The organism is Scandinavium hiltneri (assembly GCF_024764835.1).
Taxonomy (GTDB): domain Bacteria; phylum Pseudomonadota; class Gammaproteobacteria; order Enterobacterales; family Enterobacteriaceae; genus Scandinavium; species Scandinavium hiltneri.
On the sequence record NZ_JALIGE010000065.1, the window covers coordinates 78,794 to 92,026 of the forward strand.

Below are 13,233 nucleotides of genomic sequence, written 5' to 3' on the forward strand. Positions count from 1 at the left end.
ACACAGAGGAACATGTATGGGTGGTATCAGTATTTGGCAGTTGTTGATTGTCGTCGTTATCGTGGTTCTGCTTTTCGGGACGAAAAAGCTGAGCTCACTGGGATCTGACCTGGGTGCGTCTATCAAGGGCTTTAAAAAAGCCATGGGTGATGAAGACGACAAACAGGAAAAGAAAGAGACATCCGCTGAAGACGCCGATTTCCCAGCGAAATCACTGTCTGAAAAGCAGGATGACGCCAGCAAAGACGACGCAAAACGCCACGATAAAGAGCAGGTGTAATTCGTGTTCGACATTGGTTTCAGTGAACTGATTCTGGTATTCGTGATTGGCCTGATTGTTCTCGGGCCAAAACGTTTGCCGGTGGCAGTAAAAACGGTGGCTGGCTGGATCCGGGCGATTCGCTCGCTGGCAACCACCGTGCAAAACGAACTGGCCCAGGAGCTTAAACTCCAGGAGTTTCAGGATAGCCTGAAGAAAGTAGAGAAGGCGAGTCTGGGCAATCTCTCGCCGGAGCTGAAGGAATCCATGGACGAGCTGCGTGATGCGGCAGAATCCATGAAGCGTTCCTACACCCAGCACGATCCTGAACGCACCAGCGACGAAGCCAATACCATCCATAATCCGGTGGTGAAAGGTAGCGAAGCACAGCGCGAAGGTGTCACGCCGGTTACGCCTGAACATCAGGCCAGTGCTGAAGTACAAGCGCCTGCCGTTTCTGCTGAAACCATCGATAAAGTCCCGGAAACTGTTGTTTCTGAGGAGAAGATGAAAGCGCCGGTGGCTGCTGCCGCTCCGGCTTCTGAATCATCCCCTGCAACCAGCGATAAACCGTAAACATGGGCGTAGAACAGACTCAACCGCTGATCACACATTTGATTGAGCTGCGTAAGCGCCTCATCAACTGCATCATCGCGGTATTCGTGATTTTCCTGGCGTTGGTCTATTTCGCCAACGACATATACCATCTGGTGGCCTCGCCGCTGATTAAGCAAATGCCTGCCGGTGCAACCATGATTGCCACCGATGTGGCGTCGCCATTCTTCACGCCGATTAAGCTGACCTTTATGGTCTCGGTTATCCTGTCGGCACCGGTAATCCTCTATCAGGTCTGGGCTTTCATCGCCCCGGCGCTCTATAAACACGAGCGTCGTCTGGTGGTGCCGCTACTGGTATCCAGCACGCTGCTGTTCTATATCGGTATGGCCTTCGCCTACTTCGTGGTGTTCCCGCTGGCGTTTGGTTTCCTGACGCATACCGCGCCGATCGGTGTACAGGTCTCGACGGATATCCGCAGCTACCTCGATTTTGTGATGGCGCTGTTTATGGCCTTTGGCGTGTCGTTTGAAGTCCCGGTGGCCATCGTTCTGCTGTGCTGGGTTGGCGTTACCACGCCGGATGACCTGCGCAAAAAGCGGCCGTACGTTCTGGTCGCGGCTTTCGTTATTGGCATGTTGCTGACACCGCCGGACGTGTTCTCGCAAACGCTGCTCGCCATTCCGATGTACTGCCTGTTCGAAGTGGGGGTCTTCTTCGCCCGTTTCTACACGGGTAAGCGAATGTCGCGTGACGATGACGCCGCAGCGGAAGAAGATGCTGCCGAGAAAGAAGAGTAATCAGCCGCCCGAAAGGGCGGTTATCTTATCCCCGTCATACTTCAAGTTGCATGTGCGTTAGCTGCGCCTGCTCACCCCAGTCACTTACTGATGTAAGCTCCTGGGGATTCTCAGGCTTGCCGCCTTCCTGCAACTCGAATTATTTAGGGGATATGGGAGTCACCATGTTTGATATTGGCGTTAACCTCACCAGCTCTCAGTTTTCCCGCGATCGCGATGAGGTGGTATCCCGCGCGTTTTCCACCGGCCTGGACGGGATGCTGATTACCGGCACCAATCTGGAAGAAAGCGCAGCAGCCCAGCAGATGGCGCAACACTATGCCCGCTGCTGGTCTACTGCGGGCGTTCATCCCCACGATAGCAGCCATTGGACGCCGGACGTGGCCGATGCCATCCGTCGTCTGGCGCAGCAGCCGGAAGTGGTTGCGGTGGGTGAATGCGGCCTCGATTTTAATCGCAATTTCTCAACGCCGCAGGAGCAGGAAACCGCGTTTAGTGCGCAGCTGGCGCTGGCCGCTGAACTGAATATGCCGGTGTTTCTGCACTGTCGTGATGCCCACGAACGCTTTATCACCCTGCTCAAACCGTGGCTCGACAAGCTGCCTGGTACCGTGTTGCACTGTTTTACCGGTACGCGGGAAGAGCTTGATGAATGCCTCGCGCACGGGCTGTATATCGGCATTACGGGCTGGGTATGCGATGAACGTCGTGGGCTGGAACTGCGTGAGCTATTACCGTTTATCCCGGCGGATCGTCTACTGGTTGAAACCGACGCGCCATGGCTGCTGCCGCGTGATTTGTCGCCAAAGCCGTCATCGCGTCGCAACGAACCTGCGCATCTGTCTCACATTCTGGAACGCATTGCGCACTGGCGTGGCGAAGATGCACAGGCGCTTTCAGATGCCACCGATCGCAACGTAAAAGCGCTGTTTGGGATAGCGTTTTGAATTCAGATTTTGCGGAAGTCGGTGTTTTTCACGCTCTGTAAAACTTGCTTGTTCAGCAGGTTGAGGAGCAGCATGGAACGGGCTTCGCCGTCGGGCTCGGTGAAAATCGCTTCCAGCCCTTCGAAAGCCCCTTCGGTTATCACCACGCCGTCACCCGAATAGGGCGTGTCCGGATCGGTAATCCCTTCCGGCGTGTGAATGGAAAGCTGGTGAATCACATCGGAAGGCACCATGGCGGGCTGCGCACCAAAGCGTACGAAGTGGCTGACGCCGCGCGTCGCGTTAATGGTTGTGGTGTGAATGACTTCCGGGTCAAACTCGACGAACAGGTAGTTTGGAAACAGGGGTTCATCCACGGTTGTGCGTTTCCCGCGTACGATTTTTTCCAACGCAATAGTAGGCATCAGGCAGTTGACCGCCTGGCGTTCAAGATGTTCCTGGGCACGCTGAAGTTGCCCACGTTTGCAGTACAGTAAATACCAGGCTTGCATAATGACTCTTCTCGACATTCTCAGGAAAGCATATCAAAAGCCAGGCGCGATAGCGAAAGGGATTGTTGCCTCTTATGTGGCCCAGAACTTCACGCTAATTTAACAAAATTACAGCATCCAGCGGCTGAACGCCGTATAATGAGGCGCTTACAAAGAGGCCATGACTGACCCCATGAAATACCACGATTTGCGCGACTTTTTGACACAGCTGGAACAACAGGGCGAGCTTAAACGCATCTCCCTGCCGGTCGATCCCTTCCTTGAAATGACCGAGATTGCCGATCGCACTTTGCGTGCGGGTGGCCCGGCGTTGCTGTTCGAAAATCCTAAGGGATACGATATGCCCGTGCTGTGCAACCTGTTCGGTACGCCTAAGCGCGTGGCGATGGGCATGGGGCAGGAAGACGTGACCGCATTGCGTGAAGTGGGGAAATTGCTGGCGTTCCTGAAAGAGCCGGAGCCACCAAAAGGCTTCCGCGATCTGTACGACAAGCTGCCGCAGTTTAAGCAAGTGCTGAACATGCCGACCAAACGTCTGCGCGGTGCGCCTTGCCAGCAAAAAGTGACCCAGGGCAATGACGTCGATTTAAACCGAATTCCTGTCATGACCTGCTGGCCGGAAGATGCTGCGCCGCTGATCACCTGGGGTTTAACCGTGACTCGCGGGCCGCACAAAGAGCGGCAGAATCTCGGGATTTATCGTCAGCAGCTGATCGGCAAAAACAAACTTATCATGCGCTGGCTTTCCCATCGCGGCGGCGCTCTGGATTTTCAGGAGTGGTGCGCTGCGCATCCGGGTGAACGTTTCCCGGTTTCCGTGGCGCTCGGTGCCGATCCGGCGACGATTTTGGCCGCCGTTACGCCAGTGCCGGATACCCTATCTGAATACGCTTTTGCAGGACTGCTGCGCGGCACCAAAACCGAAGTGGTGAAGTGCCTGTCGAACGACCTTGAAGTCCCGGCGAGTGCGGAAATCGTGCTGGAAGGGTATATCGAGGCGGGTGAAATGGCGCCAGAAGGTCCGTATGGCGATCACACCGGTTACTACAATGAAGTCGACAGCTTCCCGGTGTTTACCGTAACCCACGTGACCCAGCGCGAAGATGCGATTTATCATTCGACCTACACCGGCCGTCCGCCAGATGAACCGGCGGTGCTGGGCGTGGCGCTGAATGAAGTGTTCGTGCCCATTTTGCAAAAGCAGTTCCCGGAAATCGTCGACTTCTATCTGCCGCCGGAAGGGTGTTCTTATCGCCTGGCCGTCGTGACGATGAAAAAACAGTATGCCGGACACGCCAAGCGCGTGATGATGGGCGTGTGGTCATTCCTGCGCCAGTTTATGTACACCAAATTTGTGATTGTCTGCGATGACGACGTTAACGCCCGTGACTGGAACGACGTTATCTGGGCTATCACCACGCGTATGGACCCGGCCCGTGATACGGTGCTGGTCGAAAATACGCCGATTGATTATCTGGACTTCGCCTCACCGGTTTCCGGTTTAGGTTCGAAAATGGGGCTGGATGCCACGAACAAATGGCCCGGTGAAACCCAACGCGAGTGGGGACGTCCGATTAAAAAAGATCCTGAAGTGACGGCGCGAATTGACGCTATTTGGGATGAGTTGGCCATCTTTAATGACGGTAAAAGCGCCTGACGCGCGCCGTTAGACATTAAAAAAAGTATGCAGACCCAGAGGGAGCGCATGACAACCTTAAGCTGTAAAGTCACTTCGGTAGATGCCATTACCGACACGGTATACCGCGTTCGTTTAGAACCGGAAGCGGCCTTTTCCTTCCGCGCGGGCCAGTATCTGATGGTGGTAATGGACGAGCGTGATAAGCGTCCGTTCTCGATGGCGTCTACGCCTGCCGAGCAGAACAGTATTGAGCTGCATATCGGCGCGTCCGAGCTGAATCTGTACGCGATGGCAGTAATGGACCGAATTCTCAAAGAGCGTGAGGTTGTGGTTGATATTCCTCATGGTGAAGCGTGGCTGCGCGAAGATGATCAGCGTCCGCTGGTGCTGATCGCCGGTGGGACCGGCTTCTCCTATGTGCGTTCTATTTTACTGACCGCGCTGGCGCAGAACCCGAATCGTGACATCGCGATTTACTGGGGCGGACGTGAAGAGAAGCATCTGTATGACTTGTCCGAGCTGGAAGCGCTGACGGTGACGCACCCGAATCTGCGCGTTGAGCCGGTGGTGGAGCAGCCGGAAGAGGGCTGGCGTGGTCGTTCAGGTACCGTTCTGACGGCGGTATTGCAGGATTACGGCACGTTGGTAGAGCATGACATTTACATTGCCGGTCGTTTCGAGATGGCGAAAATCGCCCGTGACCTGTTCTGTAATGAGCGTGGTGCCCGTGAAGATCGCCTCTTCGGCGATGCGTTTTCGTTTATCTAAAAAACCCGCCCCTGACAGGCGGGAAAAACGGCAACGCTATAGGCCGGGGCATTGCCCCGGCTTTTGTTTGTCAGACCCGCTCAATCACCGTCGCAATTCCCTGACCCAGACCGATACACATCGTTGCCAGACCAAACTGGACGTCTTTGCGTTCCATCAGGTTCAAAAGGGTGGTGGTGATGCGCGCGCCTGAACAACCTAACGGGTGACCAAGGGCGATCGCGCCGCCGTTGAGGTTGATCTTCTCGTCAATCTGTTCCATCAGCCCCAGATCTTTAATGCACGGCAGGATCTGCGCGGCGAACGCTTCATTCATTTCAAACAGGTCGATATCGCTGGCCGACAGTCCGGCTTTTTTCAGCGCCAGTTTAGACGCCGGAACCGGGCCATAACCCATGATCGACGGATCGCAGCCGACAACGGCCATTGAACGGACGCGGGCGCGTGCTTTCAGCCCCAGTTCGCGGGCGCGGCTTTCGCTCATGACCAGCATTGCCGCGGCACCATCGGACAACGCCGAGGAGGTGCCCGCGGTTACCGTGCCAGTCACCGGATCGAATGCCGGGCGCAGAGCGGCCAGCGCTTCAACGGTGGTTTCCGGGCGGATCACTTCGTCCCAGGTAAATTGCTTCAGCACGCCATCGGCATCGTGACCGCCGGTTGGGATGATTTCATTTTTAAACGCACCGGACTGAGTCGCTGCCCAGGCACGAGCGTGGGAACGCGCGGCAAACGCATCCTGCATTTCACGGCTGATGCCATGAATGCGAGACAGCATTTCTGCGGTCAGACCCATCATGCCTGCGGCTTTCGCTACGCTGCGGCCCATCCCGGGATGGAAATCAACGCCGTGGCTCATTGGCACGTGGCCCATGTGTTCCACGCCGCCGACCAGGCATGCCTGCGCATCGCCGGTCATGATCATGCGCGCTGCATCATGCAACGCCTGCATGGATGAACCGCAAAGACGGTTCACAGTGACCGCCGGAACGCTATGCGGAATTTCTGCCAGCAGCGACGCGTTGCGGGCAATGTTGAAACCCTGCTCCAGCGTTTGCTGCACACAGCCCCAGTAAATATCGTCGAGCGCGGCAGGATCCAGTGCCGGATTGCGGGCCAGCAGACTACGCATCAGATGGGCGGAGAGATCTTCCGCCCGCACGTTACGGAATGCGCCGCCTTTTGAACGGCCCATCGGGGTACGAATTGCATCGACAATGACAACCTGTTCCATTGTGACTCCTTAAGCCGTTTTCAGCTCACCCACCGGACGGGCAGGCTCAACCGGTGGATAATATGCTTCGTTGTGACGTGCTTTGCTGCGTAAGCCTTCCGGCACTTCATATAGTGGGCCGAGATGCTGATACTGCTGCGCCATGTCGAAGTACTTCGCACTGCCGAGCGTATCCAGCCAGCGGAATGCGCCGCCGTGGAACGGAGGGAAGCCAAGGCCGTAAACCAGGGCCATATCGGCTTCTGCCGGGCTTGCGATAATGCCTTCTTCAAGGCAGCGGACCACTTCGTTGACCATTGGGATCATCATACGGGCGATAATCTCGTCGTCGCTGAAGTCATGTTTCGCCTGACTGACGTCTGCCAGCAGCGCTTCAACCGCCGGGTCTTCTTCTTTCTTCGGCTTACCTTTGCTGTCTTCTTTATAACGCCAGAAACCGAGGCCGTTTTTCTGGCCGTAGCGGCTGGCATCAAACAGGACATCAATGGCGTCGCGGTAATCTTTTTGCATACGCTGTGGGAAACCGGCTGCCATCACCGCCTGAGCGTGATGTGCGGTATCAATGCCGACCACGTCCAGCAGATACGCCGGGCCCATTGGCCAACCGAAGACTTTTTCCATGACTTTGTCGACTTTGTGGAAGTCGGCGCCGTCACGCAGTAGCTGGCTGAAACCGGCGAAGTAAGGGAACAGTACTCGGTTCACGAAGAAGCCTGGGCAGTCGTTGACCACGATAGGCGTTTTACCCATTTTGCTCGCCCAGGCGACCACTTTCGCTATGGTCTCGTCGGACGTTTGCTCGCCGCGGATAACTTCAACCAGTGGCATGCGGTGCACCGGGTTAAAGAAGTGCATACCGCAGAAGTTTTGCGGACGCTTCAGGACGCTGGCCAGTTCACTGATAGGAATCGTCGAGGTGTTTGACGCCAGCACTGCATCAGGCCGAACGTGCTCTTCGGTTTCTGCCAGCACCGCTTTTTTCACTTTCGGATTTTCAACGACCGCTTCAACCACGACGTCGACGCGTTCAAAGCCAGCGTAATCGAGCGTCGGGTGAATAGTAGAAATGACGTTCGCCAGTTTCAGGCCGTTGATTTTTCCACGCTCCAGCTGTTTATTCAGCAGCTTGGCGGCTTCGTTCATCCCGAGGGTCAACGATTTGTCATTGATATCCTTCATGATAACCGGCACGCCTTTCCAGGCGGACTGGTAAGCAATACCGCCACCCATGATCCCGGCACCGAGTACGGCGGCCTGTTTCGGGGTGTCGACGTTTTTGGTCAGTTTCTTCGCCTGACCTTTTACAAACTGATCGTTCAGGAAAATCCCGACCAGCGCACGGGCCTCATTAGAATGGGCGAGCGGTACAAAGCTCTGATTTTCAAGCACCAGCGCCTGGTCACGGCCTAAGCGTGACGCGGCTTCAATGGTTTTGACGGCGGTGATCGGTGCCGGATAGTGTTTGCCCGCCGTTTGCATCACCATGCCTTTGGCGATAGTGAAGCTCATGGTGGCTTCAATTTTGCTGAGTTTCAGCGGGTCAAGCTTCGGCTGGCGTTTGGCTTTCCAGTCTAAGTCGCCACTGATGGCCTGACGCAGAATCGCGAGTGCCCCTTCGCGCAGTTTTTCTGGCTTCACGATACCATCGACCAGACCGAGCTTGAGCGCTTCTTCGGCGCCGACATCCTTCCCGGCGGCAATAATTTCCAGGGCGCTATCGGCCCCGAGCAAACGCGGCAAACGAACGGAACCGCCGAAGCCCGGCATGATGCCGAGTTTGGTTTCTGGCAGACCGATACGCAGGTCAGGTGTTGCCAGGCGATAGTCGGTCGCCAGTACGCATTCGCAGCCACCACCCAGCGCGTAACCGTTTACCGCGGAAAGGGTAGGTACCGGCAAATCTTCCAGGCGGCAAAAGACGCTGTTGGCGAAAGTCAGCCACTGGCTGAGCTGTTCAGGCGGAACCTGGAACAGTGACAGGAATTCGGTGATGTCTGCGCCGACAATAAAAGCGGCTTTTTCAGAGCGCAGCAGCAGGCCTTTGAGATCAGGCTGTTTTTCGAGGACGTCCAGCGCCTGGCCGAGGCTGGCTACGGTTGCGGTATCAAGCTTGTTGACCGAGCCGGGGGCATCGAACACCAGTTCGGCAATGCCATTTTCCAGCCAGTCGAGGTACAGGGTGTCGCCTTTGTAGAGCATGTCAGTCTCCTGAATCCAGTACGGTTACTGGTCTTACCAGATGAGACGGAGTGTGGATTTTATGTTAATAAAATGCAAATTACTCTTTAAGAAAATGACGTCTGGATCACGCTTGGCAGAAATCGCGCAGGGTGAAACCGATGTGCTAAGATGCGGGGAATTAGGGTCAAAAAGACAGAAGGGTAAAACATGGAATCACTGGCTACACTCTATAAAAATCATATTGCTACGTTGCAGGAACGCACTCGCGACGTACTGGACCGCTTTAAGCTCGATGCGCTGTTGATTCATTCCGGCGAGCTGTTCAATGTCTTCCTTGACGATCATCCATACCCGTTCAAAGTAAACCCACAGTTTAAGGCCTGGGTGCCTGTGACGCAGGTGCCAAACTGCTGGCTGCTGGTGGATGGCGTCAATAAACCCAAGCTATGGTTCTATCTGCCGGTAGATTATTGGCACAACGTAGAACCGCTGCCGACCTCTTTCTGGACCGAAGACGTAGACGTGATTGCGCTGCCAAAAGCAGATGGCATTGGAAGCCAACTGCCTGCTGCGCGCGGCAATATTGCGTACATCGGCCCGGTGGCTGAACGAGCGTTGGGGCTGGACATTACCGCCGACAATATCAACCCGAAAGGGGTGATTGATTACCTGCATTATTATCGCTCATACAAAACAGACTACGAACTTTCCTGCATGCGTGAAGCGCAGAAAATGGCGGTGAATGGTCATCAGGCAGCGCAGGAAGCGTTCCTGTCCGGCATGAGCGAGTTCGATATTAACCTCGCGTACCTGACCGCTACCGGTCATCGTGATACCGATGTGCCTTACAGCAATATCGTGGCGCTGAATGAACATGCGTCAGTGCTGCACTACACCAAACTGGATCACCGCGCGCCATCTGAAATGCGCAGCTTCCTGCTTGATGCAGGCGCTGAGTACAACGGTTATGCCGCCGATTTGACCCGTACCTGGGCCGGAAATCCAGATACCGAATTTGCGCAGCTGATTAAAGACGTGACCACTGAACAGCTGGCGCTGATCGACACCCTGAAAGCGGGCGTGAGCTACGTGGACTACCATATTCAGTTCCATCAGCGCATCGCGAAGCTGCTGCGTAAGCATCAGCTGGTGACCGACATCAGCGAAGAGGCGATGGTGGAAAATGACCTGACCGGGCCATTTATGCCACATGGTCTCGGCCACCCGCTGGGCCTGCAGGTTCATGATGTCGCTGGCTTTATGCAGGATGATAAAGGCACGCACCTTGCTGCGCCGTCGAAATATCCTTACCTTCGCTGCACCCGCATTCTGCAACCGCGTATGGTGTTGACCATCGAGCCGGGTATCTATTTCATCGAATCGCTGTTGGCGCCGTGGCGTGAAGGGCAGTACAGCAAGCACTTCAACTGGCAGAAGATTGAGGCCATGAAGCCGTTCGGTGGGGTGCGTATCGAAGATAACGTGGTTATTCATGAGAACAGCCTCGAAAACATGACCCGAGATCTGAAGCTGGCCTGATGGACAGTTGGCTGATCCCGGCGTCTCCGGTGAGTGTGGTCGACGAGATCAAAAAGAGCCGCTTTATTACGTTACTCGCGCATACCGACGGCGTGGAAGCGGCGAAGGCGTTTGTCGAATCGGTCAGAACGGAACACCCGGATGCGCGCCACCATTGCGTGGCGTGGGTTGCCGGGGCACCTGACGATTCGCAAAAGCTTGGTTTTTCCGACGACGGTGAACCGGCGGGCACGGCGGGCAAGCCGATGCTCGCACAGCTGATGGGCAGCGGCGTTGGAGAAATCACCGCCGTGGTGGTTCGCTACTACGGTGGGGTCTTACTGGGCACGGGTGGCCTGGTGAAAGCCTACGGCGGCGGCGTGCATCAGGCGCTGGCTGAATTGACAACGCAGCGCAAGACGCCGTTGACCGAATATACTTTGCAATGTGAGTACGGCCAGCTTTCGGGTGTTGAAAGCCTGTTGGCGCAATTCTCCGGCAAAATCGTCGACAGTGATTATCAGGCCGTGGTGCACCTTCGGGTGGCGCTTCCGCAGGCCGAACTGCCGACCTTTTCTATAAGACTGGCTGATTTTAGCCGTGGTGCGTTGCAATTACGCCGGATTGGCGAATAATCCCGGTCTACTTTTTGCTTATCAAAGGAAGCGGCAGAGATGCATTTTCGTGCCATTACCCGAATCGTTGGACTGCTGGTCATACTTTTTTCGGGAACGATGATTGTTCCAGGACTGGTGGCGTTGATATACCGGGACGGGGCGGGGCGAGCATTCACGCAGACCTTTTTTGTGGCGCTGGCCATTGGCTCAATGCTCTGGTGGCCTAACCGTAAGCAAAAGGGTGAGCTGAAATCACGCGAAGGCTTTTTGATTGTGGTGCTGTTCTGGACCGTGCTGGGTAGCGTGGGTGCGCTGCCGTTTATCTTCTCGGAACAGCCGAATCTGACCATCACGGATGCATTCTTTGAATCGTTCTCCGGGCTGACCACGACCGGCGCGACCACGCTGGTGGGCCTGGACTCACTCCCTCATGCCATCCTCTTTTATCGCCAGATGCTGCAGTGGTTTGGCGGGATGGGGATAATTGTACTCGCGGTGGCTATCCTGCCAATTCTGGGCGTTGGTGGGATGCAGCTCTATCGGGCTGAAATGCCGGGGCCGCTGAAAGACAATAAGATGCGGCCACGCATTGCCGAAACGGCGAAAACCCTGTGGCTCATTTATGTATTACTGACGGTGGCCTGTGCGCTGGCGCTCTGGTTCGCCGGGATGCCTGCCTTTGATGCCATCGGACACAGCTTCTCGACAATTGCGATTGGTGGTTTTTCAACACATGACGCCAGCGTCGGCTATTTCAACAGTCCGACCATCAACACCATTATTGCCATCTTCTTGCTTATCTCAGGCTGTAACTACGGCCTGCACTTCTCTTTATTAAGCGGTCGCAATCTGAAGGTGTACTGGCGTGACCCGGAATTCCGCATGTTCATTGGTGTGCAGCTGACGCTAGTGGTCATCTGTACGCTGGTGCTGATGCTTCACGATGTGTATACCTCGGCGCTGACGACGCTCAACCAGGCCTTTTTCCAGGTGGTATCGATGGCGACCACTGCGGGCTTCACCACGGACAGCATTGCACGCTGGCCACTTTTCCTGCCTGTGCTGCTGCTCTGTTCTGCATTTATTGGCGGCTGTGCGGGTTCTACCGGCGGTGGTCTGAAGGTTATCCGTATCCTGTTGCTGTTTAAGCAGGGGAACCGTGAGCTAAAACGTCTGGTGCATCCTAATGCGGTTTACAGCATCAAGCTGGGTAACCGTGCGCTGCCGGAACGTATTCTCGAAGCGGTGTGGGGGTTCTTCTCCGCTTATGCGCTGGTCTTTATTGTTAGCATGTTGGCCATCATTGCGACCGGCGTGGATGACTTCTCGGCTTTTGCCTCTGTGGTGGCTACGCTGAATAACCTCGGTCCGGGGCTGGGCGTGGTGGCAGATAACTTTGCCAGCATGAATCCGGTCGCGAAATGGATCCTGATCGCCAACATGCTGTTTGGTCGTCTGGAAGTCTTTACCCTGTTGGTGTTGTTCACACCGACTTTCTGGCGCGAATAACAGGAGCGTTTGTGAAAATTTTGATTCTCTTTTCTACTCGGGATGGGCAAACGCGTGAGATTGCCGCGTCATTAGCCTCTGAATTGAAAGAGCAGGCTTTCGATGTCGATGTCGTTAACCTGCACCGGGCAGAGACTGTTGCATGGGAAGAGTATGACGGGGTGGTGATTGGAGCCTCGATTCGTTACGGCCATTTCCACTCGACGCTGGATAGCTTTGTGAAAAAGCACCAGCAGGCACTGAAGCAGCTGCCGAGTGCGTTCTATTCCGTAAACCTGGTGGCGCGTAAGCCAGAGAAGCGTACCCCGCAGACCAACAGCTATACTCGCAAGTTCTTGTTGGACTCGCCGTGGCAGCCTGACCTCAGCGCCGTTTTCGCCGGTGCGCTGCGTTATCCACGTTATAACTGGTATGACCGTATTATGATTCGCCTCATTATGAAGATGACGGGCGGAGAAACGGATACCAGTAAAGAAGTGGTGTACACCGATTGGCAGCAGGTGGCCCATTTCGCCCACGAAATCGCGCAACTTGTGCGCAAATAGAACGTAAAAACGGCGCAAAGCCTGGATTTTGAGCGGTCGGAAATTTTTTTCAAATTTATACTTGCCGTCTCGTCAGAACTCCCTATAATGCGCCTCCACTGACACGGAACAACGGCACGCTAGCCGCCGGGTCAGAAGGGTTTCCCAGGAAATCCTGACAGAGAAAAGCG

13 protein-coding genes are annotated in these 13,233 nt (G+C 55.3%); 10 read left to right on the plus strand and 3 right to left on the minus strand.

The genetic code is table 11. From position 1 onward, the window contains the following. The first annotated feature begins 16 nt into the window (after positions 1 to 16). From tatA to tatD, 4 genes are all read left to right on the plus strand, one after another. On the plus strand, positions 17 to 280 hold the full coding sequence (tatA, locus tag MUU47_RS01445) for a Sec-independent protein translocase subunit TatA (protein ID WP_110512090.1): 264 nt from the start codon (positions 17 to 19) through the stop codon (positions 278 to 280). A gap of 3 nt (positions 281 to 283) precedes the next feature. Beyond that, positions 284 to 835, plus strand: a complete 552-nt coding sequence (tatB, locus tag MUU47_RS01450; protein ID WP_258986325.1) for a Sec-independent protein translocase protein TatB — start codon at positions 284 to 286, stop codon at positions 833 to 835. A gap of 2 nt (positions 836 to 837) precedes the next feature. Next, on the plus strand, positions 838 to 1,614 hold the full coding sequence (gene tatC, locus MUU47_RS01455) for a Sec-independent protein translocase subunit TatC (RefSeq protein ID WP_258986326.1): 777 nt from the start codon (positions 838 to 840) through the stop codon (positions 1,612 to 1,614). Positions 1,615 to 1,778: 164 nt separating this feature from the next. Further along, positions 1,779 to 2,561, plus strand: coding sequence for a 3'-5' ssDNA/RNA exonuclease TatD (gene tatD, locus MUU47_RS01460; protein WP_258986327.1), 783 nt, complete (start codon positions 1,779 to 1,781; stop codon positions 2,559 to 2,561). Positions 2,562 to 2,563: 2 nt separating this feature from the next. Here tatD and rfaH read toward each other — a convergent pair whose 3' ends face one another. Next, the gene (rfaH, locus tag MUU47_RS01465; protein WP_110512086.1) at positions 2,564 to 3,052 is read right to left on the minus strand and encodes a transcription/translation regulatory transformer protein RfaH; all 489 of its coding nucleotides are present in this window, start codon (positions 3,050 to 3,052) and stop codon (positions 2,564 to 2,566) included. 160 nt (positions 3,053 to 3,212) lie between these two features. Between rfaH and ubiD the strand changes: the two genes are divergently transcribed. Then, the gene (gene ubiD, locus MUU47_RS01470; RefSeq protein ID WP_374684475.1) at positions 3,213 to 4,709 is read left to right on the plus strand and encodes a 4-hydroxy-3-polyprenylbenzoate decarboxylase; all 1,497 of its coding nucleotides are present in this window, start codon (positions 3,213 to 3,215) and stop codon (positions 4,707 to 4,709) included. A 48-nt stretch (positions 4,710 to 4,757) separates the two neighbouring features. Continuing rightward, positions 4,758 to 5,459, plus strand: coding sequence for an NAD(P)H-flavin reductase (gene fre, locus MUU47_RS01475; RefSeq protein WP_258966937.1), 702 nt, complete (start codon positions 4,758 to 4,760; stop codon positions 5,457 to 5,459). Positions 5,460 to 5,529: 70 nt separating this feature from the next. Here the strand turns inward: fre and fadA are convergent, their stop codons facing one another. Together fadA and fadB are read right to left on the minus strand one after the other, a co-directional pair. Then, positions 5,530 to 6,693, minus strand: a complete 1,164-nt coding sequence (gene fadA / locus MUU47_RS01480; RefSeq protein ID WP_159776771.1) for an acetyl-CoA C-acyltransferase FadA — start codon at positions 6,691 to 6,693, stop codon at positions 5,530 to 5,532. Positions 6,694 to 6,702: 9 nt separating this feature from the next. After that, on the minus strand, positions 6,703 to 8,892 hold the full coding sequence (gene fadB, locus MUU47_RS01485; protein ID WP_258986328.1) for a fatty acid oxidation complex subunit alpha FadB: 2,190 nt from the start codon (positions 8,890 to 8,892) through the stop codon (positions 6,703 to 6,705). A gap of 189 nt (positions 8,893 to 9,081) precedes the next feature. Between fadB and pepQ the strand changes: the two genes are divergently transcribed. Genes pepQ through hemG form a run of 4 tightly spaced genes read left to right on the plus strand, consistent with a single transcriptional unit; the run spans position 9,082 to position 13,063 of the window. Then, positions 9,082 to 10,413, plus strand: a complete 1,332-nt coding sequence (gene pepQ / locus MUU47_RS01490; protein ID WP_258986329.1) for a Xaa-Pro dipeptidase — start codon at positions 9,082 to 9,084, stop codon at positions 10,411 to 10,413. Then, positions 10,413 to 11,027 carry an IMPACT family protein gene (locus MUU47_RS01495; protein WP_258986330.1) on the plus strand — a complete coding sequence of 205 codons (615 nt, stop codon included), beginning with the start codon at positions 10,413 to 10,415 and terminating at the stop codon, positions 11,025 to 11,027. Before pepQ ends, MUU47_RS01495 begins: the two co-directional genes overlap by 1 nt. Before the next feature lie 39 nt (positions 11,028 to 11,066). Continuing rightward, positions 11,067 to 12,518 carry a Trk system potassium transporter TrkH gene (gene trkH, locus MUU47_RS01500; protein WP_159776774.1) on the plus strand — a complete coding sequence of 484 codons (1,452 nt, stop codon included), beginning with the start codon at positions 11,067 to 11,069 and terminating at the stop codon, positions 12,516 to 12,518. Between the two features lie 11 nt (positions 12,519 to 12,529). Then, on the plus strand, positions 12,530 to 13,063 hold the full coding sequence (gene hemG, locus MUU47_RS01505) for a menaquinone-dependent protoporphyrinogen IX dehydrogenase (protein WP_159761700.1): 534 nt from the start codon (positions 12,530 to 12,532) through the stop codon (positions 13,061 to 13,063). Positions 13,064 to 13,233: the final 170 nt, after the last annotated feature.

Excerpts from the sequence above, each read along its gene's own strand:
- tatA (WP_110512090.1), top strand. The coding sequence starts at position 17 with ATGGGTGGTATCAGTATTTGGCAGTTGTTGATTGTCGTCGTTATCGTG.
- tatC (WP_258986326.1), top strand. The coding sequence starts at position 838 with ATGGGCGTAGAACAGACTCAACCGCTGATCACACATTTGATTGAGCTG.
- tatD (WP_258986327.1), top strand. The coding sequence starts at position 1,779 with ATGTTTGATATTGGCGTTAACCTCACCAGCTCTCAGTTTTCCCGCGAT.
- rfaH (WP_110512086.1), bottom strand. The coding sequence starts at position 3,052 with ATGCAAGCCTGGTATTTACTGTACTGCAAACGTGGGCAACTTCAGCGT.
- ubiD (WP_374684475.1), top strand. The coding sequence starts at position 3,213 with ATGACTGACCCCATGAAATACCACGATTTGCGCGACTTTTTGACACAG.
- fre (WP_258966937.1), top strand. The coding sequence starts at position 4,758 with ATGACAACCTTAAGCTGTAAAGTCACTTCGGTAGATGCCATTACCGAC.
- fadA (WP_159776771.1), bottom strand. The coding sequence starts at position 6,693 with ATGGAACAGGTTGTCATTGTCGATGCAATTCGTACCCCGATGGGCCGT.
- fadB (WP_258986328.1), bottom strand. The coding sequence starts at position 8,892 with ATGCTCTACAAAGGCGACACCCTGTACCTCGACTGGCTGGAAAATGGC.
- pepQ (WP_258986329.1), top strand. The coding sequence starts at position 9,082 with ATGGAATCACTGGCTACACTCTATAAAAATCATATTGCTACGTTGCAG.
- MUU47_RS01495 (WP_258986330.1), top strand. The coding sequence starts at position 10,413 with ATGGACAGTTGGCTGATCCCGGCGTCTCCGGTGAGTGTGGTCGACGAG.
- trkH (WP_159776774.1), top strand. The coding sequence starts at position 11,067 with ATGCATTTTCGTGCCATTACCCGAATCGTTGGACTGCTGGTCATACTT.